Below are 24,817 nucleotides of genomic sequence, written 5' to 3' on the forward strand. Positions count from 1 at the left end.
TCGAAAAGGCGTCAGACGCCCAGGTCGCCACCGAGGTAGGCGGCCCGCACCTGCGGGTCGTCCAGCAGCTCGGCACCGCGGGCGCTCTTGACCACTTCGCCGGTCTCCAGCACGTACGCGCGGTCGGAGAGCTTCAGCGCCTGCTGCGCGTTCTGCTCCACCAGCAGGACCGTGGTCCCGCGCTTGTTGATCTCACGGATGATGTCGAAGATCTGCGCGATCAGCATCGGCGCCAGGCCCATGGACGGCTCGTCGAGCAGCAGCACCTTGGGCTTGGTCATCAGCGCGCGGCCGATGGCGATCATCTGCTGCTCGCCACCGGACATCGTGCCGCCGAACTGGGTCTTGCGTTCGTTCAGCCGCGGGAACAGCTCGTAGACCTCGGCGAGGTCGGCCTTCAGGTCGTCCTTGCGGGTGTAGGCACCCATCAGGAGGTTCTCCTGCACCGTCATGCCGGGGAACACACCCCGGCCTTCCGGTGACTGGCCGATCCCGAGCTCGACCCGTTTGTGGCCGGGCGTCTTCGAGATGTCCTTGCCGTCGAAGAGGATCCGGCCGCTGGTCAGCGGACGCAGCCCCGAGATCGTCTTCAGCGTCGTGGTCTTGCCGGCACCGTTGGCCCCGATGAGCGAAACGATCTCGCCCTCGCCGACCTCGATGCTCATTCCCTTGAGCGCGGCGATCTTCCCGTAGTGGACGTTGATGTCCTGAACCTCAAGAAGCATCTTCCGCCACCCCCAGGTAAGCCTCGATCACCTTCTGGTTGTTCTGCACCTCGTGGGGGAGCCCTTCTGCGATCTTCTGGCCGAAGTCGAGCACGGCCAGCCGGTCGGCGATCTGCATGACCAGGCCCATGTCGTGCTCGATGAGCAGTACGGTGCGGCCGTCGTCGCGGATCTTGCGGATCAGTTGCTGCAGCGAGTTCTTCTCCGCCGGGTTCATGCCGGCGGCGGGCTCGTCGAGCAGCAGCAGCTTCGGGTCGGTCGCGAGCGCACGCGCGATCTCCAGACGGCGCTGATCGCCGTAGGAGAGGTTCTTCGCGGTGTGGTGCTCCACCCGGCCGATGCCGACGAAGTCCAGCAGTTCCCTCGCCAGCTCGCGGCCCCGCTTCTCCTCCTTGCGGTGGACGGGCAGGCCCAGCGTCGCCGAGATCGCGCCGGTCTTGTGGTGCGAGTCCGCACCGACCATCACGTTCTCGAGTGCCGACATGTTGTGGAACAGCCGGATGTTCTGGAACGTCCTGGCGATCCCGGCCTGGTTGATCTTGAACCGCTTCATCCCGTCGACCCGGGTGTCGCCGAAGCGCACCTGGCCTTCGGTCGGCTTGTAGACACCGGTGATCACGTTGAAGACCGTGGTCTTCCCGGCGCCGTTCGGGCCGATGAGCGCGAAGATCTCACCCTGGTCGATGGTGAGGTTGACTTCCTTCAAGGCCGTGACACCGCCGAAGCGCATCGTCACGTTGTCGAATGTGAGCAGTGCGCTCATTTCGTCACCTCCGCCGAAGCCTCGGAATCCGGACCCGCGACTTCGGCGCCCATGGCACCCATCCCGCCCGTTCCTTCTCGTAGTTCCGCCTTGCGCTGCCGCGACGGCAGCAGACCCTCCGGCCGCAGCGCCATCATCAGCACCAGCACGCCACCGAAGATCAGGATGCGGTACTCGGACAGGAACCGGAACCGCTCCGGGAGCCAGGCGACCAGGAAGGCACCGAGGATGACGCCCGGCAGGTTGCCCGCACCACCGAGCACCACGGCCGCGAGGATGGTCGCGGACAGGATGAACGGGAAGTTGTTCGGTTCGATGAAGACGGCCTTGCTGGCGTAGACCACACCGGCCATTCCGCCGAGCATGGCGCCGATGGCGAACGCCAGCAGCTTGAACTTGAACGTCGGGACACCCATCAGCTCGGCGGCGTCCTCGTCTTCGCGGATCGCCGCCCACGCCCGGCCGACCCGGCTTCGGTGCAACCGCACCGAGAAGACGATCGCGATCACGATCGCCGCCACGATCAGGTAGTAGTACGGCGCCGGGTCGAGCAGGAACTCGGTCCCGAACATCGGCTCCGGGTGCGGGACGTTGGTGATGCCGCGGGCACCGCCGATGCCGTCGGTGTTCGTCGCGGTGATGCGGACGATCTCACCGAACCCGAGTGTCACGATGGCCAGATAGTCACCGCGTAGCCGGAGTGTCGGAGCGCCGAGGATCACCCCGGACATCGCCGCCAGGAAGATGCCGAGGACGAGGCTTCCCCAGAAACTCCAGCCGTATTTGGTGCCCATCACGGCGAGGGTGTAGGCGCCGATCGCGAAGAACGCGACGAAACCGAGGTCGAGCATGCCCGCGTGGCCGACGACGATGTTCAGGCCGATCGCCAGCAGGATGTACGTCCCGACCGGGAAGATCAGGACCGTGGTCCAGTCCGATTCCGGCGACATGAACGAACCGATCGCCGGCGCCGGCAGGATCAGCGCGCCGATGATCAGGGCGAGGTACACGCCATAACGTTGCCAATGCGGAGCACCGGCCCACCAATCCCGCAGACCGTCGACGGGGTGGAACCCGGCGCGCGCGGGCTTTCCGTTCTCTGAGGACTTTTCAGCCACTTGTTCGTTGCCCTTCATGCGCGTGCCCGCTGCAGCGATTCACCGAGGATGCCGGTGGGACGGAACATCAGGACCAGCACCAGCACCACGAAGGCGGTGACGTCCTTCCATTGTGAACCGAAGAAGATGGAACTCCAGTTCTCCACCAAGCCGAGCACGATGCCACCGAGCAGCGCGCCGCGCAGGTTGCCGATACCGCCGAGCACGGCGGCGGTGAACGCCTTGATACCGAGGAGGAACCCGATGCGGTAATCGGTGTTCTCGTACTCCATGACGTACAGCGCGGCCGCGACACCGGCCATCGCGCCACCGAGCAGGAAGGTGAGGCGCACGATCTTGTCGATGCTGACACCCATCAGCACGGCGGCTTCGGGATCCTGTGCCGTGGCACGGATACCGCGGCCGATGCGGGTGCGGCTGACCAGCTGGTCGAGGGCGATCATCATGATCACGGCGCCGACGATGACGAACACGTGGTCCGTGCGGACCACGCCGTTGCCGATGTGGAAGAGCTCCTCGTGCGGGATGAACCGCGGCGCGTTCTGTTGCACACGGCCGGATTTGCCCGTGATCCATTCGATGATCTCCAGGCCGAACAGCTCCTGGAGGAACAGCGAGGCGCCGATGGCGGAGATCAGGGCGGCGAGCCGGGTCGCGCCCTTCTTGCGGAGTGGCCGATACGCCACCTGCTCCAGCAACACCGCCGCGCCGCCCGATACGGCGGCCGAAGCGATGATGATCAGCAGCAGTACGGCGATCATCCCGAACACGCCGAGCGTGATCGGGGCGGTGCCGCCCGCGATGCTGATCAGGACGAACAGGGACGTGATCGTCCCGATCATGAAGATCTCGGAATGTGCGAAGTTGATGAGCCGGAGCACGCCGTAGACCATTGTGTAGCCGAGGGCGATGAGGGCGTAGATGCTTCCGGCGACCAGTCCGCCGATGGTGCTACCGAGGAACTGGGCTTGCAGATCTTGAAGCATGACGTGGATGCCTTACGGGACGGGGCGGATTCTTTCGCCACATTTGCGGGAAGCGGGGGTGCTGTGCTCGCACAGCGCCCCCGCTTCCGTTAGGTGTTCGTACCTGCTCCGTCAGCCGTTGAGCTTGGCTTCGGTCGAGGCGCCGAGGTTCTTGATGACGCCACCGGTGACCTGGTAGACGTAGATCGCGTTCGTCTGCGGCTCGCCGTTCTCCTTGAACTTGATCTGCTTCGAGACACCCTTGAAGTCGATCGTCTTCAGGAACTCGTTGATCTTCTCCGAGGTGGTGTTGCCCGCCTTGACCGCGTTGATGATGGCGGTCGCCGCGTCGTAGCCCTCGGTCGCGTAGATCGCCGGGTCGACGTTGTACGCGGCCTTGTACTTGGTGACGAACTCGTCGCCCGTACCGGCGTCCTTGATGTTGCAGGGGCAGCCGATGACGGCCTTCTCCGCGGCCGCGGCACCCGCGCCGCTCACGAGCTGGGCGTCGAGCGAACCGTCGCCGGTGGCGAAGGTGGCGGAAACCTGGCTGTCACGCAGCTGCTTGAGCAGACGGCTGCCCTGGGCGTAGTAGCCACCGAAGAGGATGACGTCCGGGTTCGCGGCCTTGACCTTCTGCACGGTCGAGGAGTAGTCCGACGCGTCCTTGGCGAACTTGTCGCGGTCGACCGGGACGTTCTTCTCCTTGAAGGTCTTCTCGAAGGCGTCCGCGAGGCCGACGCTGTATTCCTGGTCGTCCGAGATGACGTAGGCCTTCTTCGGCGACTTCGCCGTGATGAGGAAGTTGGCGATGGCCGGGCCCTGGTCGTTGTCGTTCGCGACGACGCGGTGCCAGTACTTCCAGCCGTTGGCCGCCAGGCCCGGGCCCGTCGCCGAGGGCGAGACACTCGGGATCTTGTTCTGCTCCAGCTGACCACCGATGGCCTTCGACTCACCGGAGAAGGCCGGGCCGATCAGGGCGGTGATCTTGTCCTGGCCGACGGCGGTCGCGATCAGCGACGTCGCCTGCTCGGGCTTGCCCTGGCTGTCGTATTCCTTGAGCTCCAGCTTCGTCGCCGGGTTCGTCTTGTTGTACTCGTCGATAGCGAGCTTGGCGCCGTTGCGGGGCGGGATCACGATCCCGGAGTTCTCACCGGTGAGGTCACCCATGAACCCGATCTTCAGCGTGCTGCTGTCACCGCTGCCGGACGAGCTGCTGCCGCCGGCACAGCCCGCCAGCGCCAGCGACGCAGCCGCCGCGACGGCGAAAACCCGTCCAAAACGCACTCCTGACACCGACTACCTCCCATGACCAACCAGCCGCCGGTAGGCGTTGCCCCCGACACAGGGGCTAGGTTAGGGCAGGAAGATATCCCCCTACGCCATGATCTGCCCAGACGCCCATCACTCTGTGTCCACATCGTGACGGTCGAAACCAGAACGAATTGCACGAAAAGGCGAATGTTGCCGGTTGGCGAGTCTTCGCTGGTCACGCTGGGGATTCACCGCTACCACGTCGATCATGCTCGTGGGTAATGATCGTGTTTCGGCCGCGTATCTTGCGCTTTTTCAGCTCCTTCGAGGGCGGCCGTTCGTCGTAGCAATGCTGCCCCAAAGGGCGTCAACGGTGCCCCCTCTTCCTTCGGCGCCATGACAACCGATGGTTGTCACGGCGGTCCGAACGGCTGTTGGATCTCGGCCCTGACCTCGCGATTAGCTGTTCCCATGACGATGAGTACCGAAGCGATCGAAGGCGTGGCAGCAGGAGTTCCGTTCGTGGCGTTGCCGCCGTCGGACGGTGGGCGTCCGGCACCGTTGGTGCTGACCTGGCATCTGCTGGGCGCGCCGTTCAGCGAGGCGGCCATGGCGGCGGCGCTGCCGATGCGGGACCTGCACGCGTGGCGGGTGCACCTCGGGTTGCCGCTGACCGGGAAACGGTTCCCCGAAGGCGGTTTCGAGGGCTTCTTCCGGCTGGCGAGCGAGGACAACGTGCTCAACGTCGTCGAACCGCTCACCAGGCAGGTCGAGGCGGAGTTCCCGGCGGCGGTGGCGGAACTGCGCTCCCGCTTGTCCATTGAGGACGGTCCGGTCGGGCTGGTCGGCGGTTCGCAGGGCGGCGGGGTCGCGCTGCAGATGCTGACCCACGCCGAGATCGACGTGGCGGCCGCCGCGCTGGTGAACCCGGTGACCCAGCTGGCGCCGGTGATCGCGGCGAACGAGCGGGTCTACGACGTCACCTATCCCTGGTCCGACCGGTCCCGCGCGGTCGCGAACGAGTACGACTACGTGCGGCGGGCGGACGAACTGATCGCGCCGGTCCTGCTCGTCATCGGCGAGGAGGACGACGTCTCGATCACCGAACCGGCCGAAGCCCTGCACAAGGCGCTGGGGGAGCGGCGATCCGAGCTCGTCACGATCCCGGGGATGGCGCACGAATTCGCCGAGGCCCCTGGCCTCGAACCCGCTCCGCAGACCGAATACGCGAAGCTGGTCGACGCCGAGCTCACGCGCTGGTTCGCCCGGCACCTAGCTGTTTGAGGTCGTCGTCCGGCAGCCACGATCGGCCGGGATCGTAGGCGCACCAACCTTCTTCGTGGCTGGTCCGGCCCGCGAGCGCCAGCAGGCGCCGCAGGGCCGGGCCTTCGCCGCGGCGCCACACCACCGACCACGGGAACAGTGGCGACGGCTCGAACGGCAGGACTCGCAGATTGAGGTCGGACGCGAGGTCCATGTCGGCGCCGGCGAGAGTGACCCGCTGCTTTCCGTAGCGCGTCTGTTCCAGTGTGTGCCGGAGGTCGTAGCTGACCCCGGAGTCGTCGATCGGGACGTCGAATTCTTTGCATAGGCGTTGCAAATAAGAAAGCCATTCGACCGGGCCGCCCAATTGCGGAATCCAGATGCCCTCGTGCCGGAGATCGGACAATTTCAGGACATCGTTGTCCGCGAGCGGGTGTTCCGGCGCGAGAAGGGCGACCAACGGTTCGAGCCGGACGAGCCGGTGTTCGAGTTCGGCGGGCACTTCGCGGCCGAGGTCCGCGACGCGGCCGAACGCGAGGTCGATCTCGCCGCGGACCAGCGGGTCGAGGGCGTTGGCCAGCCCCCGTCCGGCGACGCGCTCGACCGCCAGCGCCGGATCCCGCTGGGCGATGCGGCGCAACATGTACATCGGGGAGAGACGTGGATCGATGACGTCGAGGCGGGGCGGGCGGTCCTGAAGGCCCATCGCGGCGACGGCGGCGTCGGCCGCACGGATCAGCTCGCGCGCGTGCGGGAGGAAACGGTCGCCGTCGGCGGTGAGCTCGACGGACCGGTTGGTGCGGCGGAAGAGCTGGACGGACAGGGCGTCCTCGAGCTTCCGGACCCGCTTCGACAGCGCTTGCTGGGTGAGGAACAGGGATTCTGCCGCGCGACCGAAATGGCCGTGGTCGGCGGTCGCGACGAACGCGCGCACCTGGGCAGTGTCGAGATCCACGTCTGTCAAAGTACGTGAAGGCCCCCTTCATGTACCTAGGCGCAATGAAGGGGGCCTTCACGTACTTCGGGACGGCTCAGGCGCCCGGCGGCCGCTCCCGCACCACGCAGGTCAGCCGCGCCGTGCACGACCGGCGCCCCTGGTCGTCGGTCAGCACGATCTCGGCGGTCACGGTCCCGCGTCCGACGTGCACCGGCGTCGCGACACCGGTCACCCGCCCGGACCGGACCGCCCGGTGGTGCGTGCACGAAAGCTCGAGCCCCATCGTCGCCTTGTCGGTGCCGGCGTTGAGCGCGCAGACCATCGAACCGAGCGCTTCCGCGACGACGGCGTTCGCGCCGCCGTGGAGGAGGCCGTAGGGCTGGAGGTTGCCCTCTACCGGGATGCTGCCCACGACGCGTTCCGGACCGAATTCGCTGATCTCGAGCCCGAGTTTGTCGTTGAGCTGCTGTCCGGCGAAGGCCGGGTCGATCCCGGCGAAGGATTCGAGGGCTTGTTCGGTCACGCAGAGCTCCTTAAACGACACGACAGGTAGGACTGTCAGACCCTCACCCTAGACTCGCTCCCGTGAGCCCGAGTGAGAACACGACCGTTGCCAACGCCACACCCGCCACCGCACAGGCCGAGCGGCCCAAACTGCTGCTGATCGACGGCCATTCGATGGCGTATCGCGCCTTCTTCGCGCTGCCCGCGGAGAACTTCAAGACGAAGACCGGGCAGACGACGAACGCGGTCTTCGGGTTCACCTCGATGCTCATCAACCTGCTGCGCGACGAGGCGCCGACCCATCTGGCGGTGGCGTTCGACCTCTCCCGCAAGACGTTCCGGTCGGAGACGTTCGCGGAGTACAAGGCCAACCGCAGCAGCACCCCGGACGAGTTCAAGGGCCAGGTCGGGCTGGTCGAGGACGTGCTCAGGGTCCTCGGCATCCCGGCGCTGACCAAGGAGAACTACGAAGCCGACGACATCATCGCCACGCTCACGACACAGGCGACCGCCGAAGGTTTCGACGTCCTCATCTGTACGGGCGACCGTGACGCGCTCCAGCTGGTGACCGACCAGGTCACCGTGCTGTACCCGAAGCGCGGTGTGTCTGAGATGACCCGGTTCACCCCGGCGGCGGTCGAGGAGAAGTACGGCCTCACGCCGGCGCAGTACCCGGACTTCGCCGCGCTGCGTGGCGACCCCTCGGACAACCTGCCCAGCATCCCCGGCGTGGGGGAGAAGACGGCCGCGAAGTGGATCCGGCAGTTCGGCTCCTTCAACGAGCTGATCGACCGGGTCGACGAGGTCAAGGGCAAGGTCGGCGACGCGCTGCGCGAGCATCTCGGCGCGGTGATGCTGAACCGCCAGCTCACCGAGCTGATCCGCGACGTCGAGCTGGAGCTCGGCCCGACGATGCTCGAGCTGCGCCCGTGGGACCGCGAGGCCGTCCACGCGCTGTTCGACGAGCTCGAGTTCCGCGTCCTGCGAGACCGGCTCTTCGCCACCCTGCAGAGCGCCGAGCCCGAGGCCGAGGAGGGTTTCGAGGTCAGCGGTTCGAAGCTCGCGCCGGGCGCCCTCACCGAATGGCTGTCCGCGCACACCGGCACGGACAAGCCGGTCGGCCTGGCGTTCCGGACCACCGGTGCCTCGGTCCGCTCGGACCTGAAGGCCATCACCTTCGCGGCCGCGGACGGCGAAGGCGCGTACGTCGATGTCACCGCGATGGACGCCGAGGACGACAAGGCGCTCACGGCCTGGCTCGCCGACGAGAAGATCCAGAAGATCGGTCACGAGCTCAAGGCCCCCCTGCACGCCGTCAAGGCACGAGGCTGGACGTTCGCCGGGCTCGTCATGGACACCGTGCTCGCGGCGTATCTGGTCCGTCCCGGCCAGCGCACCTTCGAACTCGACGACCTCGCCCTGAGGTACCTGCACCGTGAGCTCCGGTCCGAGGCCGACACCGGGGACGGGCAGCTTTCGCTGCTCGACGGCGGCGCCGAGGACATGGAGCAGAAGGAGATCCAGGCCGAGCTGGTCAAGGCCCGCGCGGTCGCCGAGCTCGCCGGCGCGCTGACCAAGGAGCTCGAAGAACTGGGCGGCGCGCAGCTGCTCGCCGAGCTCGAACTGCCGTTGCTGCAGGTGATCACCGGGCTGGAAGCGGCGGGTATCGCGGTCGACATCGAGCACCTGACCGACCTGGAAGCGCATTACCTCAGCCGGGTGACGCAGGCCGCGGAGGAGGCGTACGCGGTCATCGGCAAGCAGGTCAACCTCGGTTCGCCGAAGCAGCTGCAGGTCATCCTGTTCGACGAGCTCGGCATGCCGAAGACCAAGCGCACCAAGACCGGCTACACCACCGACGCCGAGGCGCTGCAGAGCCTGTTCGAGAAGACCGAGCACCCGTTCCTGCAGCATCTGCTGGAGCATCGGGACGCGACCCGCCTGCGCACCACGGTCGAGGGTCTGATCAAGTCGGTCGCCGACGACGGCCGCATCCACACCACGCTGCTGCAGACGATCGCCGCCACCGGACGGCTCTCGTCGGTCGACCCGAACCTCCAGAACATCCCGATCCGCACCGAAGAAGGCCGCCGCATCCGCGACGCGTTCGTCGTCGGCGACGGGTACGCCGAGCTGATGACGGCGGACTACAGCCAGATCGAAATGCGGATCATGGCGCACCTTTCGCAGGACGAGGGCCTGATCCAGGCCTTCAACAGCGGCGAGGATCTGCACACTTTCGTGGCGTCGCGCGCGTTCTCGCTGCCGCCGGAGGAGATCACGCCGGAGCTGCGGTTCCGGGTCAAGGCGATGTCGTACGGCCTGGCGTACGGGCTTTCGGCGTACGGCCTTTCGCAGCAGTTGCGGATCTCCACCGAAGAAGCCAAAGAGCAGATGGAGGCGTACTTCTCCCGCTTCGGCGGCGTGCGCGATTACCTCCATTCGGTCGTGGGCGACGCGGCGAAGGTCGGCTACACCGAGACTATCTTCGGCCGCCGCCGCTATCTGCCCGACCTCAACAGCGACAACCGGCAGCGCCGGGAAATGGCCGAGCGGATGGCGCTCAACGCGCCCATCCAGGGCAGCGCGGCCGACATCATCAAGGTCGCCATGCTCAACGTGCACAAGGCGCTGACCGAGGCGAAATTGAAGAGCCGCGTGCTGCTGCAGGTCCACGACGAGCTCGTTCTCGAGGTCGCCGAAGGCGAACGCGATCAGCTGGAAGCGTTGGTGCGCCAGGGAATGGGTTCGGCCTACGAGCTGGCGGTCCCGCTCGAGGTCTCCGTCGGGTACGGGCGGTCCTGGAACGACGCCGCGCATTAGCGTTACGCCTCGTGAGTGGTAATGACGGTTCCGACCGTCATCACCACTCACGATCGGTAGGGTCTTTCGCGTGACTTCCGAGCGCAGACGCTGGCGGGTGCGGCTGCGCGATCATCGTGGGCGGATCCTGGGCGCCGGGACCATGCTCGACGGCGAACACCTCCTCACCTGCGCTCACGTGATCGAAGGCCTCGACGGTGTCACGGTGGATTTCGTGGCGCTTCCCGGTGTGGAGCCCGGAATCGCCACGATCGTCGCGCAGGCGGCGCCCATCGGCGACGACGGCGGGGACATCGCGCTGCTCCGGTTGCGTGAACCCGAGGAACAGATCTCCGGCGCCCCGCTCCACCGGACCGCCCTCGAAGACGACCAGCGCGTCCGGGCGTACGGCTTCCCGTGCGGTTCGGACGGCATGTGGTCGCTGGCGACAGTCGTCGGCGACGGCGGGCACGGTCTCGAACGCGTCCAGCTGCACCGCGATCCCGACGCCGAGCCGATCACCCACGGCTTCAGCGGTTCCGCGGTGATCGCCGACAAGACGGGCCACGTCGTCGGCATGGTCGCGACCCGGTACGCGACCGAGGCCGCCCGTGTCTCCTGGATGATCCCGGTCGAGACCATGCTCGGTTACCTGCCGGAACTGCGCCGCTGGGCCGAAGGCAGCCCTGCGATCGACCCGACTTTCGTGCAGTACCCGGAGCCGCCCGCGCTCGACCCACGGTTCGCGCGTGAATTCGCCCGCTGGCTCGGCGGGCACGGCCGGGCCGACGTCCGGGTGATCATCATGGGGCAGGACGATTCCGCCGTCGCCGCCTCCTTGCGGCGCGCCGTCGTCCTCGCCGATCGCGAACGTGGCGCCGGCCGGACCGCGACAGGGCCGACGGTGCCGCCGGTGGGCAGTGTCGTGCTCGCCGTCGACGCGATCGGCAAGACCGCCGACGAGGTGCGCCGCCGCATCTCCGACCGGCTCGACGTCGCCGCGGATTCGCCCGCCGGCAGGCACGGTTCCGCCCGTACCGTCGTCGTCTACGGGATCGACGAGGCCGCCGAACCCGACGAGCTCGTCGGTGAGGTGCTCGTGCCGCTGGCCCAGCGCGCGCACGAACTCGGGCTGCGGCTCGCGCTGGCGTTCCGCGAGGCGACTTCGCCGGGAGTGAGCGTGGTCCGGTCGAGCACGGACGTGCTGCCCGCGGACGAGGACGACATCGAGGGCAGGCTCGCCCTCCTGGAAACCCGGTTGGGTGAACTCGCCAAGCTGGAGAAGGACAATGCGAGCGACGCGCCCCGCTTCTCCGACGCCCCGCACGTTCACCCGAAGGAGCGGCGGCTGCGCGGCGCGCTGACGCAATTGCGTTCGGCGGAGCGGGACGGTGACACGGATTGGGTGAAACGGCAGCTTCCGGTCTGTGAGCGTGCCGTGGCCAAGACCGTCGATCGGGCTCGCGACCTGCGCCGCCTCCTCGGCGAAAACCTTGCCCGGCGCGCGGAACTGCGCGCCCGGCTCGACGCGTACGGGGAGATGGCCCGTAACGGCGGGCTCGTCGAAGACGTCGAACTGGATGCCGCCTACGCCCCCGCGTGGCGGATGCTCTTCGAAGGACAGTGCGACCTCACGGCCGCGGCGGCCGCGGTCGAGCGCTACGCGGACACCGTACGGAAACGGATCGACGGATGACGGCCTGCGGACAGGACGGCTGCCCGGGTGTGCTGGGCAAGACCGGCTTCTGCAAGATCTGCGGATTGCCGCCCGGCACTCCGGAAGAGTCACCGGGGAAACCGACCCTGGTGATCCCCGGCCCCGGTGAGGCGCCGACGAGGATCACCAGCACGGTGGCCACCCGTGCCCAGCAGATCGCGGGCCACGCCGGCACGGACGATCGGGCCCCGCTGCCCGTCGTCGAACTCCCGGAGGTCGCGAGCCGCCTGCTCACCGAGCCGCATGTCCCGGAGGAGGAACGGTTCTGCGGCAAGCACGGGTGCACGGCCACCCCGGTCGGCCGCTCGGTCGGTGGCGGGCCGGCGCCCGCCGAAGGGTTCTGCCCGGTCTGCCGGACGCCGTTCTCCTTCTCGCCCAAGCTCTCGGCGGGTGACGTGGTCGACGGCCGCTACCACGTGCTCGGCTGTGTCGCCCGCGGCGGGCTCGGATTCGTCTATCTGGCAACGGATTCCGGGCTCGGCGACCGGTACGTCGCGCTCAAGGGCCTGATCAACACGAACAACACCGCCGCCGTCCGGATCGCGGAGACCGAGAGCCAGGTGCTCACCGCGCTGGATCATCCGAACATCGTCCGGATCCTCGACGTCGTCAAGCACGACGACTTCCGCTACATCGTGATGGAGTTCGTCGACGGTCTTTCCCTGCGGGAGGTCAAGAACCGCCGCCGGGCCGGGCTGGACTCCGGTGAGGGACGGCTGCTGGTCGAGCACGTCGTGGGGTACGGGCGCGAGATCCTGACCGCGCTCGACTACCTGCACGGCGAAGGCCTGCTGTACTGCGACATGAAGCCGGACAACGTGATCCACGGCGAGAAGCGGATCAAGCTCATCGATTTCGGCGCCATCCGCAAGATCGACGACGACGAAAGCCCGATCGTCGGCACCGAGCACTATCAGGTGACCCCGAAGGAACGGGCGACCCACGGTCTCACCGTCCGGTCCGACATCCACACCGTCGGCGTGACGTTGCGGGAACTCTTCCAGGCGAGCGACGGCTGGTCGGTCACCACCGACGCGCGCGGTGTCCGGTTCGGCATCGAGTCGTTCCTCCGCGTCCTCGACCGGGCGACCGCGCCGTTCGAACAGCGATTCGCGACCGCGCGCGAAATGCTGGTCCAGCTCGACGGCGTACTCGACGAGATCCTTTCCTTGCGGGACAAGCAGTACCGGCCCGGCGCATCGACGTTGTTCGCCGAAGGGGCGGTGCTGCTCGACGCGGGCCTCGGTCAGGCGCCGCCGCTGGAGCACTGGACGCGCGGGACGCCCGTCTCGCTCGGCGCGCGGCCGTCCGCCGTGGAGATCGCCCTCGGGCTGCCGGTGCCGCGTGAGGATCCGGACGATCCGCAGGCGAACTTCCTCCGTGCCGTCCGCGCGCCCGACGCGGCGCGGCTGCTGAAGAAACTCGACAAGGTGACCGGTTCGCCGGAGGTCGGATTCCGCCGGTGCCGGGCGCAGCTGGAACTCGGGGCCGTCATCGAAGGCACGCTGGCGGTGGCGGAGGCCGAACGGCTGCTCGGGGAGCGCGCCGCCCACGACTGGCGGGTGGCGTGGCATCGAGGTCTGCTCGCGCTCGGCGAGGGCGATTTCGCCGCGGCCAAGGAGAAGTTCACCGCCGTGTACCGCGACATCCCCGGCGAGGAGCCGCCGAAACTAGCACTGGGGCTCTGCGAGGAGCACCTCAACGGCGCGGCCGCCGCCGAGCGGTACTACGACGCCTTGTGGGTGCGGGACCGGGCGCAGGTCAGTGCGGCGTTCGGGCTCGCGCGGGTCCGCTTGGCACGAGGCGACCGTGCCGCCGCCGTCGGGATTCTCGACCAGGTCCCGGAATTTTCGCGCTACGACGAGGCGGCGCGGATCGCGGGCGTGCGGGTGCTGTCCGCGCCGATGCCGGAGACGGGTGACCTCCCGGCGTCCGCGGAACTCGACGACGCCGTCGTCCGGCTGACCGCGTTGGACCTCGACGGCGACGCACTCGACAGGCTCGTGACGGCGGTGCGGGAGACCGGGCTGGCGGGCGTGCTGCTCGGGCAGGACGGGATCACCGACGGCGAGATCCTGCGCGCGGACGAGACGGGTGCCCGCACCGTGCTGGACAGGTCGTACCGGCGGCTCGCCCATCACGCGCCCTCGCCGGAGGCGCACGACGTGCTGATCGATCTCGCGAATTCGGTGAGACCGGTGACCTTGGTGTGAAAGGGGAGAAATGAGCGGGGAGCCGGGTCTGGGCCTCGAAGTGCACCAGAACAAGTTCCTGGCCGAGGGGGACCGGGCGATGACCGCGATCGTCCGGGTCGTCTCGCGCGGCGGTGAAGCGTCCGCGGCCAGGACGGCCGCCGAGGTCCTGATGATCGACTGCTCCAGTTCGATGCGCTTTCCCAGCACCAAGATCGGCGAGGCCCGGCGCGCGGCCGCGGCGGCCATCGACGTCCTCCCCGACGGCGTGCGGTTCGCCGTCATCCAGGGCACCGACCGCGCGAAGATGATCTACCCGGCCGAGGACGGCCTGGTGACCGCTTCCGGCCGGACCAGGGCGGAGGCGCGCGCCGCCGTCGAGCATCTCGCGGCCGTCGGTGGTACCGCGATGGGTGCCTGGCTGGCCAAGGCGCGCGACCTCTTCGACGGCGTGCCCGACGCCGTCCGCCACGCGATCCTCCTTACCGACGGCCGCAACGACTCCCAGACCAGGGCCGATCTGATGACCGTGCTGAACAGCTGCGAAGGCCGGTTCGTCTGTGACGCCAGGGGGATCGGCGACGGCTGGGAGCCCGCCGAACTCACCCAGATCGGCCGGGTCCTGCGCGGGAACGTCGATTCCGTCGTCGAGGACGACAAACTGGCCGACGACTTCCGGCAGCTGGTCGAGAGCGCGATGACGAAGGTGCTGCCCGAGGTCCGGCTGCGGATCGGCACCATGCCGTTCAGCAGGCTGCGGTCGATCAAGCAGGTGTTCCCCGACGAGTACGACCTCACCGACCGGTGCCGGGAGGTCGGCGTCCGTGAGCAGGAGTTGTCGCTCGGTTCGTTCGCGAGCGACGAGACACGGGACTACCAGCTGATCCTGGATCTCGACCCGGACCTCGAACCCAGCCACGGGCAGGACCGCCAGCTTGCGTGGACGGAACTCGTCCCGGTGCCGGGAGCCGCGGTCGAGGAGGACGCGCTGGCCATCGCGGGGCGGTGGACGCGTGATCCGATCCCGCCGACGCTGATTCACCCGATGGTCTCGAAGTACGCCGCGCAGGCCGACCTCGGCGAGGCGCTGACCGCGGGCGGCGACGCCTACGCGGCGGGCGACCGGGCCGGAGCCGAACGGGACTGGGGGCGCGCGGTCGCCCTGGCCACCGCCGCGGGCGACGATGAGACCCTCAGCCGTCTCTCCGGGGTCGTGGAGATCCTCGACGCGGAGAAAGGCGTGGTGCGGCTGCGCCCCGACGCGACCCGCAGCCACGCGTTGCACGTCGTCATCCCATCGAGGGTTTCGGAAATCGCCCTTCCGCAGGAAGATCGGCCGATGCCCGACGGAACACCGGTCGCCTGCCCGGCCTGCCCCGCGCTCTCACCCGCCGGGGCGAACTTCTGCGTCGGCTGCGGAAGACCGTTCGGCGAGGTCGTTTCGTGACGGCCACCCGGGTGCGGCTGGTCCGGCTCCGTACCGCGTTGCTGGCGCTCACCCTCGCGGTGCTGGTGGTCTCGCTGTGGGCGTTCCAGAACGTCCAGAACACGGCGGAGACCGTCCGCGACCGCACGGCGCAGGCGGTGCTCGAAGTGACCGCCGCGCGGGCCGCGCTGGTGGCCGCCGACGCCGCCGCGATCGCGAGTTTCGCCTCCGGTGAGGCGAAACTCGCCGGGCCGGGGCAGGAGTACGCGAACCAGTTGGCGCTGGCGAGCCAGAGCCTCGCGCGGGTCGCGGAGTTCAACCAGGCGGGTGAAGCGGGCGGCAACGCGCTGCAGGTGATCGAAAGCCAGGTCGCGGCTTACTCGGGCTCCATCGGACAGGCCGACGTGCACTTCCGCCAGCCGGACGCCGCCGTGCTGGGCGCGGTCGATCTCTGGCACGCCTCGCGGCTGCTGCACGCTTCGGGCGGGGTCCTGGAAGAGCTGGAAGTGTTGCAGGGCAGGCAACGTGAGGCGCTGGACCGGCAGCTGTCGGACACCGGGATGAGCCTCGCGATGCTCCCGCTCTGGCTGCTGCCGGTGCTGGCCCTGCTGGTGCTGCTGGTCTTCACCCAGCTGTACCTGCGGAAGCGTTTCCGGCGCGTGGCGAACCTCCCGCTGCTCGCGGCGACCGTGCTGATCGCCGCCATCGGCGTCGCCCTGGTGCTCACACTGATCAGTCGCGACCGGCTGGATTCGGTCGGGGAGCGGCTCGACGGTGTCGCCGCCGCGCGATCTCAGCAGCTCAAGGCGGCCGACGACGCCGGTCAGCGGCAGCTCGCCGACCTGCTGACCGAGTACTGCGACGAGAGGCAGGGATGCGGAGTGACCGTCGACGAGTTCCGCGTGCGGGCACGGCAGTCCACGACGGTGGCGACGGACAACACCCGGGTGGCCACGGCGGGCGCGAAGGCGGTTGCGGCCGACGCCTCCGCCGCGGCCGAATCCGGCGGACGGGAGTTCCTGATCCCGGCGGGCACCCTGCTCGCGGGCGGACTCGTCCTGCTCGGGCTGCACGCCCGGATCGACGAATACCGGTATCGCCCGTGAAGCGCCTGATCGCCGTGCTGACGGCGCTGTCACTGGTCGCGGGCGGCTGTTCGGCGTCGGCGGAGGACGAACCGGTCGTCGTCCTCGCGTCCTGGACCGGCGGCGAGGAAACGGCCTTCCGCCAGGTGCTGGACGCGTTCAAGGCCGACACCGGGATCGGTTACCTCTACGAAGGCACCCGGGCCGTCGACCAGGTGCTCGCTTCGGACGTCCAGCGCGGCACCCCGCCGGATGTGGCCGTCCTGCCCAACGCCGGAGTGCTGGCGAAATACCGGAAGTCGGGCGACCTGCTGCCGCTCGACGACGACCTTTCCGCCGCCGTGACGCGGTCTTTCAGCTCGCAGTGGGTCACCCTGCAGAAAATCGGCACCGAGAAGCTGTACGCGGTCGCGGTGAAGGCCGATCTCAAGAGCCTGATCTGGTACGACCCGGCCCGGATGACCGGGATCCGCCCGACGACGTTCGCCGCGCTCCGCGAATACTCGGCAGGGCTGACAGCGGCCGGCGGCACGCCGTGGTGTGTCGGGATGGGTGCCCCGCCCACCTCGGGCTGGCCGGGAACCGACTGGATCGAAGACATCCTGCTGCATTCGGCGGGGCCGGAGAAGTACCGGCAGTGGGCGTCCGGCGGGTTGCCGTGGACCTCGCCCGAGGTCAAACAGGCTTGGCTGGACTGGGGTTCCGTGCTCGAACCCACCGCGATCCGCGGCGGTACCGCGGCCGCGCTGCTGACCGATTTCGGCGACGCGGGCAAGGCGATGTTCACCGATCCGCCGGGCTGCGCGCTCGAACACCAGGCGTCGTTCATCATGAGCCGCTACCAGAACTTCAAACGCCCCGACGGGACCTTTCCCAAGCCGGGCAGCGATTTCGACTTCCTCACCTTCCCCGGCCGCGACGTCTCCGAGGTCGCGGCCGACCTCGCCGGGATGTTCCAGGACACCCCGCAGGCGCGCAAGCTGATGGAGTTCCTCGCTTCGGAGAAGGCACAGCGGATCTGGCCGTCGATCCCGCGCGCGAACGCCTTTTCCGCCAACCGGAAGCTCGGGCTCGACGTTTATCCGGATCAGGTGAGCCGGAGGGTCGCGGACACGATCACTTCGGCGTCCGCGCTGTGCTTCGACGCCTCGGACCTGATGCCCGCGACGATGACCGGCGCGTTCCACCGGGCCGTTCTGGAATACCTGAGCAACCGGGACCGGCTGGACATCCTGCTGAAACAACTCGACGACGTCCGAGAAAGCATCCAGCAGGGCGAATGGTTCGAAATCCCCTGTGGACAGTGAGGAGCATCGGTGAACGACCTGGCACGATTCCCGCTCGAAGGCGGTGGTTCGGTGATCGTCGAGATCGACCCGGTCCCCGGCACCGCCCGGGTCTCCCGGCGGGACGACCTGATCGAGGACACCAAGGGGTCCTTCGAAGCGGCACTCGCGAACGTCAAGGACGCGGCCGCGGCGGCGCTGGACGCCTTCCGGTCGATGACCAGGGGACCGGACGAGGTCGAACTCAAGTTCGGCGTCAAGCTGACCGCGCAAGCGGGCGCCGTCATCGCGAAAACGGGACTGGAGGGGAACTTCGAGGTCAAACTGAAGTGGGTCCGGGAGACAGGCAGCTGAAGGATGTTTCGCCACCCACGATCCGCGTTGGGCACTTGACGTACATGAAGCTGAAGTACATGAAGGCCCCCTTCCTGTACCTAGGCGCAAGGAAGGGGGCCTTCATGTACTTGGCAAGGTCGAGTTTCCTCGGCTGATCCGAGGGAAGGGGCCCTTAACGCGCGACACTGTGACGGCTGTGGCTATCGCCGCTCCCCGTATCCGGCCGGGGGCGAAGGCTCCTTTCGTCGCATCGGATGCGGTGAAGGGAGCCTTCAGCCCATGCACGACAGTGACGAAATCGCCCAGGGGAACGCGTCCTTCGATTAACGCCCGAGGCCCCGGATCAACACCATCACCGATTCCCGCACGTCGGCCCTGGTCCGTTTCGGCTGGAAGACCTGCCAGTCGAGCGCGACCACCAGCATCGTGCCGAACAACCCCGCCGCGGCGGTCTGGATCTGGACGCCGTCGGGCAGCCGCCCGGCGGCGTCCAGCCGGTGGAGTTGTTCGCGCACGATCGAAATGATCTCCTCGCGCAGCAGCGTCAGCGTTTCGTGCCAGGTGCCGGGCGTACGCCACATCTCGCTCACCAGGATCTGCGAGAAACCGGGGTATTCGGCGATGAACTCCAGCGCACCGTCCACTTGCGACTCGATGACGTCCATCGGGTCGCCGTCGCCGGTCGCCGCGCGCAGGCGGTCCGCGAGCACGCCGACGCCGTAGCGCAGCAGTGCGTCGACAAGACCGTCCTTGCTGCCGAAGTTGTAGTAGACGGTGCCCTTCGCGACCTTCGCCTCGGCCGCGATGTCGTCCACCGTCAGCCCCACGAGGCCACGGCTGGCGGACAGCCGCAGCGTCGCTTCGAACAGCTTCTGCTTCGTCGCCTCACCCCGGGGACTCACAACGCCAGCTCGGGTTTCAGCGCCGAAACCGTCCAGGTGCGCCGTTTCCGCGCCGCCAGTGTCGAGACCAGGATCCCGCCGACGAGATACGCGACAAGGACACCGATGTCACCGAGGATCTCCATCGAGGCGCCACTGTAGAGCAGGTGCCGGAACCCGTCGATCGCGTAACCCATCGGCAGCACGATGTGCAACGGGTACAACGCGTCCGGGATCGTCTGCCAGGGGAACGTGCCGCCCGCGCTCACCAGCTGGAGCACCAGCAGCACCAGGCCGAGGAACTTCCCGACGGCGCCGAAGAACGCGTTGAGCGCGTGCACCACCGACGTGAAGGTCAGCGACACCAGCACCGCGAACCCGATCGCGCCGAGCGGATGCGCGACGTCGATGCCGACCAGCCAGGTCACCGCGCCGAACAGCACGATCACCTGCGCGATCCCGAGCAGCGCCGAGGACAGCCAGCCGCCGAGCGCGACCTTGAACGGTGACGCGCCGGCGGTCAGCGCGCGGGTCGAGAGCGGGCGCAGCAACAGGAACAGCACGAACGCGCCGATCCAGGTCGCGAGCGAGATGAAGAACGGGGCGAGACCCGCGCCGTAGGTCCCGGCCGAGGCGACGCCGGAGGAGTTGACCGCCACCGGGTCCGCGATGGTGTTGGCGGTCGCCGCCCGGGTGGGGTCGTCCGGGTTCGGGATCTCCTTGAGCCCGGCCGCGAGCCCGTCGCGCAGCTGCACCGCGCCGTCGGCGAGCTGGTTCGTGCCGTTGACCGCGGTCTTCTCGCCGTCGTTCAGCTTCGCCGCGCCGTCGCGGATCTGCGCCGACGCGTCGGCCGCTTGCGCGATGCCGCTGGTGAGCTGCGGGGTGGCCGAGGCCAGCTGGTGCGCGCCGTCGGACACTTGCCGGGCACCGGACGCGAGCTGGATCAGCTGGCTGTTCGCGCCCTGGATCTTCGTGTTCGCCTGGTCGACCGGAGACCGGAGGGTGTCGAGACGGCTCAGGATCTCCTGCACCTTCGCCTCGGGGACTTCGGCGGCACGCAGGTCCTGCGCGAGCTGGGTGCGGTAACCGTCGAGTTTGGCCTGGATGTCGCCGGAAGCCGTCGCCGCGAGCGAGGCGGCGTCAGCGACCTTCTGGTTCCCGTCGGCGACCTGACCGGCGCCGTCGGCGAGCTTCTGGGTCTGCGCGGGGAGCTGGGCGGTACTGGATTTCAGGGTGCCGAGGCCGGTCGCCAGCTGGGAGCTGCCTGACGCGAGCTGGTTGGCGCCGTCGGCCAGCTGCTGCTGTCCGGTCTTGAGCTTGCCGGCACCGTCGGCGAGCTGCGAAGCACCCGTCGAGGCCTCCTGGATCTTGCCGTAGATCGTGGAGAAGCCGACCAGGAACTTGTCCGCCGCCTCGCTGCCGACCTTCTCCGCGATCGTCTTGCGGACCTGCTCGGCGACCTGTTTCGCGATGGTGCCGGACAGATAGTTGTTCGCGTCGTTGGTGGTCAGCGTGATCGTCGCCTGCTGGGGCTGGAAGTTGCCCGACGACAGCAGCGCCGTGGAGAAGTCGCGCGGGATGCCGATCGCGAACGAGTACTTGTCGTCGCGGACGCCCTTCGCGGCCTCGTCCTGGGACACCTCGTGCCATTGGAACGTGCCGGATTTGACCAGTTCGTCGGTGACCTCACGGCCGACGTTGCGTTCCACGCCGGCCGAGTCCTTCGCGCCGGTGTCGGAGGTGAAGACGGCGGCGGGCAGCTTGTCCAGGCGCGAGTACGGGTCGTAGTTCGCGTAGAGGTAGAAGGACGCGTAGAGCAGCGGCACCAGGACGAGCGCGGCCATGGCGAGCTTCGGCAGGGTGCCACTGCTCAGCCGGCGCAGCTCGTTGGCGGCGATCCGGACGGGATTCATTCCTGGTCTCCTGAAGTCTCTTCGATCTCAGCGGTTTCGACCGGCGCGCAGCGCACGGGGTCGGGCTGCTCGAGGGCGCCGCAGAGCGCGGGCTTCTCCGGCAGGGCCGAAACCGGGGTGGTGGCGGTCAGCACGATGACGGCGAGGCCGCGCTCGGCGTGCTCGCGGGCGAGCCGCGCCCAGCTGTCGACGTCGCTGGTGTGCCGGTCCGGGGTGTCGAGCACGAGGACGCCGACGCCCTCACGGTTCGCGGCGAGCGCGGTGAGCAGCCGGGTGCGCGTCACCGGTTCGATGTTCTCGAAGCGGGTGGTGGCGAAGGCGGCGGCGCCGTGCTCGGCCAGCCAGCTCGCGACGGCGGCCTTGTTCGCCGGGCGCTTCGCGAGTTCGAGTTCCTCCCCGACGACGACCTGCAGCGACAACGCGCCGTCCGGCTCGCTCACGCCGGGGGAGTCGACGATCGCCACGACCTTGTGCGGGTCGCCGCCCTCGACGGTCACCGTCCCGGTGGCGGGCTTCAGCCTGCCTGCCAGCGCCAGCCCGAAGGCGGTGACGCCGACTCCCGGCTCGCCGTGCACTATCGCCAGCTCACCACCCGAAACGGTGAGCGAAGTGGGCGACAGCAACGTGCCGTGGGGTCCGGTCACGGACACCCTGTCGGCTTGAACCCGCACGAAGAACTCCCAGGTCGGTGACTCGCGGAACTTTTAAACTGACTGGTCAGTTCAAAAGTTAGCCCTGACCTGGGAGGTGCACAACCTTGGGGGGCTCACGTCACACACTAGAGTGACGAAACCTCCGCAAACCGGACGACTAACGCAGGGCCGACGCCGGATGGACCTCCCAGGACGTCCACAGTGGACGATAACCCTGCCGGTGCCAGAACACCGAGGAAAGCGGGTTGGTCGGGTTGTAATAGAGGTAGGTGCCGTCCGCGCCGTCGGCGGCGAACTCCTTGTGCACCACCGACATCAGTGTGCGGCCGAGTCCGCTTCCGCGCAGCCCGGGCAGGGTGACGACGTTGTTGACGTAGCCCCAGCGGCCGTGGGGGAGCAGTTCGGCCTCGGCCGAGCCGGGCGAGGAGGTGATCCACGCGCCGTGCGCGAACGCCGCGATGCGGGCGTCCCGTTCGGCCAGCCACAGCAGCGGGAGATCCTTGTCGAGCGCGCGTTCCAGCGCCGGGGCGAGCAGTTCGGCGGCGTTCGGGCGGTGCCGGGTGGCGACCTGGCCGATGTAGTCGTGGGTCGACACGGCCATCGCGAGCACGGTGTCGAAGTCGTCGCGCCGGGCCCGGCGGACGGCGACGCCCTCGGCGTCCGGGGCGTCACGATGACCGCCGGTGCGCACCGCGAGTGCGGACATCGGCACCAGCCCGTGGTCGAGGAACGCGCGGATCGCCTCGGCGTCCCGGCTCGGCCAGTTGACCACGCAGGACGAGTCCTCGCCGGGGGATTCGGCGTCCATCCACGTCCGCCACGCGCGCAGGAGCACGTCCATGCCCTCGGTGCCGGTGTTCCCGATGAACGGGAACAGCTGTCGCACGTCGGCGGCCGACCACAGCAGGGGGACGTCGTCCGGCCCGTGCAGCTGACGTTGCACCACTCCGGTGACCTGGACGCCGGCCGCGGTGGCCGCGTCCACGCGTTCGCCGACGACCGGGGCGGGCGCCGCCTCGGGCAGGAACCCGTCGATCGACGCGAACCGGGCGCGGTGCGCGTCGAACAAGGTCTTTTCGATTTCCATCCCCGTCCCCAGTGTCGACCGCGGCGCTCCGCTACCGAAGGGCCGCGGCCGGGGCGGCCGCCCACGTCGTCCACAGAGGACGATAACCCTGCCGGTGCCAGAACACCGGGGACAGCGGATTCGCCGGATTGTACGAGACGAAGGTACCGCGCAGCGACGGCGAGAACAGCTCGTCGTGCACTGCGGCGGTCAGCGCGCGCCCGATCCCGCGTCCCCGCGCGGCCGCGGTGACCGCGAGCGTTCCGACGTAGCCCCATTCGCCCGGCGGCAAGCGTCCGGCGAGCGCGTCGCCGGGGATCGGGGAGCGCTTTCCGCCGGTCACCATCCCGACCGTGAGGCCTTCCTCTTCGGCGATCCAGACCCGGCCGCCGAACTGCAGGCCGCGCCGGACCTCTTCGGCGAGCAGGGCTTTGGCGCCGGGCCGGACGACACCGTGGCCGACGAGCGAGGTGTAGCGAAGTTCTTCGAACCGGAGGTCGACGATCTCCTCCAGATCGCCCCGCGTCGACGCGCGGATCGTCACGCCGGGTACGGAATGCGCTTCCCCCGCCGCGGGCTCGCGGACGGCCAGCGCCAGTTGCGGCGCGAGCCCGTGGTCGAGCAGGGCCCGTGAGACCGCGACGTCACGGCTGGGCCAGGTGACCGTGCACGACGAATCCGGTTCGGCGTCGGCGAGCGCGATCCGCTCGCGCCAGGCGGAAAGCAACGCGCTCATGCCCGCGACGGCGTCGAGGGGAAGGACGGCGGAGAGGATCTGCAGATGGGCGGGGCTCCAGAGCCGTTGCCAGGAACCCGCCGCGAACCGCACGTGCGTGATCGTCCCGCTGGCGCCGCCTGCTTCGAGGGGTACGCCCGGTGGGAGCGGGGGAGGCGGCGGAATCAACGGGTCGAGCGCGGCGAACCGCGCCCTCTGTCGTTCCGCCGCCGGGGTCATCCCCGCTGGGTGCAGAAGATCGCGGTGCCGGGGAAGAGCTTGCCGCGCAACGGGCTCCACTGTCCCCAGGTGCGGGTGTGCCCTTCCGGCCAAGCGGGCTCGATGAGATCAGTGAGCGTGAAGCCGGCGTCGGAGAGCGCGCGGACGTAGTCGCCGAGGGTGCGGTGGTACTCGACGTACGTCGCGACGCCCTCTTCGTCGACCTCGACGTAAGGCGTGCGGTCGAAATACGGCTGCGTGACCGTGAGGCCCTGCGGCCCGGGGTCGTCGGGGAAGATCCAGCGCATCGGATGGGTCACCGAGAACACCCAGCGGGCACCCGGCCGGAGCACCCGGCGCACTTCGGCGAACACGACGTCCACCGACGCCACGAACGGCACCGCGCCGAAGGCCGAGCAGGCCGCGTCGAAGCTCGCGTCGGCGAACGGGAGCGATTCGGCCGTCGCCTGCACGAGCGGGACGGGCGTGCCGGTCCGCTCGTTGCCTTCCCTCGCGTGCCGCAGCATGCCCGCCGACAGATCGGTCGCCACCGCCTCGGCGCCTTGTGCGGCGAGCCAGCGCGAGCAGGCGGCCTGCCCGCAGCCGACTTCGAGGATCCGCTTGCCGTCGACTTCACCCAGAAGCGCGACGTCTGCCTCGCGGACGCCCTCGGGGCACCAGACGAAGTCCGCGTCGCCGAGGAACCCGCCGTGGGTCGCCTGATAGGCGTCGGCGTCGGCGTCCCACCACGCCAGGTTCGCGGCGGTCGCTTCCGGCGCCGAGACCGCCCGGTAGGCGACCCCCGCGGTGCCGAGCCGCTCCTCGGCCTGTGCGTGCCGATCGGGCTCGGTGACGGACTGCTGGCTCAAACCGATATCCTTTCCCCAGGTCAGGGCTTCGCGGCACAGCTTATCCGCCCGCCGTGATCGTGGGGGCGACCCTGATTGTGCCGTGTACAGGGGGCCGCGTAGGATATCTGTTAGCGCAGTGGGTTCGC

General features: G+C 68.7%; 21 protein-coding genes. 8 read left to right on the forward strand and 13 right to left on the reverse strand.

Going from position 1 to position 24,817, the window contains the following annotated elements; all coding sequences use genetic code 11:
* Positions 1-11 precede the first annotated feature (11 nt).
* The 5 genes from AMK34_RS41505 to AMK34_RS41525 all read right to left on the reverse strand — a co-directional run bounded on the left by AMK34_RS41505 (position 12) and on the right by AMK34_RS41525 (position 4,858).
* Entirely contained in the window at positions 12-725 is a 714-nt protein-coding gene (locus tag AMK34_RS41505) for an ABC transporter ATP-binding protein (RefSeq protein ID WP_038511275.1), read from the reverse strand.
* Positions 715-1,488, reverse strand: a complete 774-nt coding sequence (locus tag AMK34_RS41510; protein WP_038511278.1) for an ABC transporter ATP-binding protein — start codon at positions 1,486-1,488, stop codon at positions 715-717. Before AMK34_RS41510 ends, AMK34_RS41505 begins: the two co-directional genes overlap by 11 nt.
* A complete protein-coding gene (locus AMK34_RS41515) occupies positions 1,485-2,624 on the reverse strand; it encodes a branched-chain amino acid ABC transporter permease (protein WP_038511280.1) in 1,140 nt (379 codons plus the stop codon). Before AMK34_RS41515 ends, AMK34_RS41510 begins: the two co-directional genes overlap by 4 nt.
* Positions 2,621-3,592: a branched-chain amino acid ABC transporter permease gene (locus AMK34_RS41520; RefSeq protein ID WP_038511283.1), complete on the reverse strand. Its 972-nt coding sequence runs from the start codon at positions 3,590-3,592 to the stop codon at positions 2,621-2,623. Before AMK34_RS41520 ends, AMK34_RS41515 begins: the two co-directional genes overlap by 4 nt.
* Positions 3,593-3,703: 111 nt before the next feature.
* Positions 3,704-4,858 carry a branched-chain amino acid ABC transporter substrate-binding protein gene (locus AMK34_RS41525; RefSeq protein WP_038511285.1) on the reverse strand — a complete coding sequence of 385 codons (1,155 nt, stop codon included), beginning with the start codon at positions 4,856-4,858 and terminating at the stop codon, positions 3,704-3,706.
* 438 nt (positions 4,859-5,296) lie between these two features.
* Between AMK34_RS41525 and AMK34_RS41530 the strand changes: the two genes are divergently transcribed.
* Positions 5,297-6,109, forward strand: a complete 813-nt coding sequence (locus AMK34_RS41530; RefSeq protein ID WP_073849216.1) for a prolyl oligopeptidase family serine peptidase — start codon at positions 5,297-5,299, stop codon at positions 6,107-6,109.
* On the opposite strand, the gene AMK34_RS41535 is transcribed toward AMK34_RS41530, so the two are convergent.
* Both AMK34_RS41535 and AMK34_RS41540 read right to left on the reverse strand, forming a co-directional pair.
* Positions 6,075-7,043, reverse strand: coding sequence for a LysR family transcriptional regulator (locus tag AMK34_RS41535; RefSeq protein WP_073849217.1), 969 nt, complete (start codon positions 7,041-7,043; stop codon positions 6,075-6,077). The two genes, AMK34_RS41530 and AMK34_RS41535, sit on opposite strands and share 35 nt — an antisense overlap.
* 76 nt (positions 7,044-7,119) lie before the next feature.
* Positions 7,120-7,548, reverse strand: a complete 429-nt coding sequence (locus AMK34_RS41540; protein ID WP_038511292.1) for a PaaI family thioesterase — start codon at positions 7,546-7,548, stop codon at positions 7,120-7,122.
* Between the two features lie 62 nt (positions 7,549-7,610).
* Here AMK34_RS41540 and polA point away from each other — a divergent pair, with 62 nt between their 5' ends.
* The 7 genes from polA (at position 7,611) to AMK34_RS41575 (ending at position 18,391) form a co-directional block, all read left to right on the forward strand.
* A complete protein-coding gene (gene polA / locus AMK34_RS41545) occupies positions 7,611-10,352 on the forward strand; it encodes a DNA polymerase I (protein ID WP_073849218.1) in 2,742 nt (913 codons plus the stop codon).
* Between the two features lie 70 nt (positions 10,353-10,422).
* Positions 10,423-12,027, forward strand: coding sequence for a S1 family peptidase (locus AMK34_RS41550; RefSeq protein ID WP_073849219.1), 1,605 nt, complete (start codon positions 10,423-10,425; stop codon positions 12,025-12,027).
* Positions 12,024-14,261, forward strand: coding sequence for a serine/threonine-protein kinase (locus AMK34_RS41555; protein ID WP_073849220.1), 2,238 nt, complete (start codon positions 12,024-12,026; stop codon positions 14,259-14,261). The genes AMK34_RS41550 and AMK34_RS41555 overlap by 4 nt, the downstream gene beginning before the upstream one ends.
* 10 nt (positions 14,262-14,271) lie before the next feature.
* Positions 14,272-15,687: a VWA domain-containing protein gene (locus tag AMK34_RS41560; RefSeq protein WP_038511302.1), complete on the forward strand. Its 1,416-nt coding sequence runs from the start codon at positions 14,272-14,274 to the stop codon at positions 15,685-15,687.
* Positions 15,684-16,772 (forward strand): hypothetical protein, encoded by a 1,089-nt coding sequence (locus AMK34_RS41565; RefSeq protein WP_038511303.1) that lies wholly within the window; start codon positions 15,684-15,686, stop codon positions 16,770-16,772. Before AMK34_RS41560 ends, AMK34_RS41565 begins: the two co-directional genes overlap by 4 nt.
* The gene (locus AMK34_RS41570; RefSeq protein ID WP_073849221.1) at positions 16,769-18,058 is read left to right on the forward strand and encodes an ABC transporter substrate-binding protein; all 1,290 of its coding nucleotides are present in this window, start codon (positions 16,769-16,771) and stop codon (positions 18,056-18,058) included. Before AMK34_RS41565 ends, AMK34_RS41570 begins: the two co-directional genes overlap by 4 nt.
* 9 nt (positions 18,059-18,067) lie before the next feature.
* A complete protein-coding gene (locus AMK34_RS41575; protein ID WP_038511310.1) occupies positions 18,068-18,391 on the forward strand; it encodes a CU044_2847 family protein in 324 nt (107 codons plus the stop codon).
* A 305-nt stretch (positions 18,392-18,696) separates the two neighbouring features.
* On the opposite strand, the gene AMK34_RS41580 is transcribed toward AMK34_RS41575, so the two are convergent.
* From AMK34_RS41580 to AMK34_RS41605, 6 genes are all read right to left on the reverse strand, one after another.
* On the reverse strand, positions 18,697-19,275 hold the full coding sequence (locus tag AMK34_RS41580; protein WP_037345486.1) for a TetR/AcrR family transcriptional regulator: 579 nt from the start codon (positions 19,273-19,275) through the stop codon (positions 18,697-18,699).
* Positions 19,272-21,167 (reverse strand): YhgE/Pip domain-containing protein, encoded by a 1,896-nt coding sequence (locus tag AMK34_RS41585; protein WP_038511313.1) that lies wholly within the window; start codon positions 21,165-21,167, stop codon positions 19,272-19,274. Before AMK34_RS41585 ends, AMK34_RS41580 begins: the two co-directional genes overlap by 4 nt.
* Positions 21,164-21,838: an ATP-binding cassette domain-containing protein gene (locus tag AMK34_RS41590; protein WP_073849222.1), complete on the reverse strand. Its 675-nt coding sequence runs from the start codon at positions 21,836-21,838 to the stop codon at positions 21,164-21,166. Before AMK34_RS41590 ends, AMK34_RS41585 begins: the two co-directional genes overlap by 4 nt.
* Positions 21,839-21,977: 139 nt before the next feature.
* Complete coding sequence (locus AMK34_RS41595; protein ID WP_073849223.1) at positions 21,978-22,907, reverse strand: GNAT family N-acetyltransferase; 930 nt, start codon at positions 22,905-22,907, stop codon at positions 21,978-21,980.
* A gap of 31 nt (positions 22,908-22,938) precedes the next feature.
* Entirely contained in the window at positions 22,939-23,841 is a 903-nt protein-coding gene (locus AMK34_RS41600) for a GNAT family N-acetyltransferase (RefSeq protein WP_073849224.1), read from the reverse strand.
* Positions 23,838-24,689: a class I SAM-dependent methyltransferase gene (locus AMK34_RS41605; RefSeq protein ID WP_073849225.1), complete on the reverse strand. Its 852-nt coding sequence runs from the start codon at positions 24,687-24,689 to the stop codon at positions 23,838-23,840. Before AMK34_RS41605 ends, AMK34_RS41600 begins: the two co-directional genes overlap by 4 nt.
* Positions 24,690-24,817 lie beyond the last annotated feature (128 nt).

This window comes from Amycolatopsis sp. CB00013 (genome assembly GCF_001905755.1).
In the GTDB taxonomy this organism is placed as follows: domain Bacteria; phylum Actinomycetota; class Actinomycetes; order Mycobacteriales; family Pseudonocardiaceae; genus Amycolatopsis; species Amycolatopsis japonica.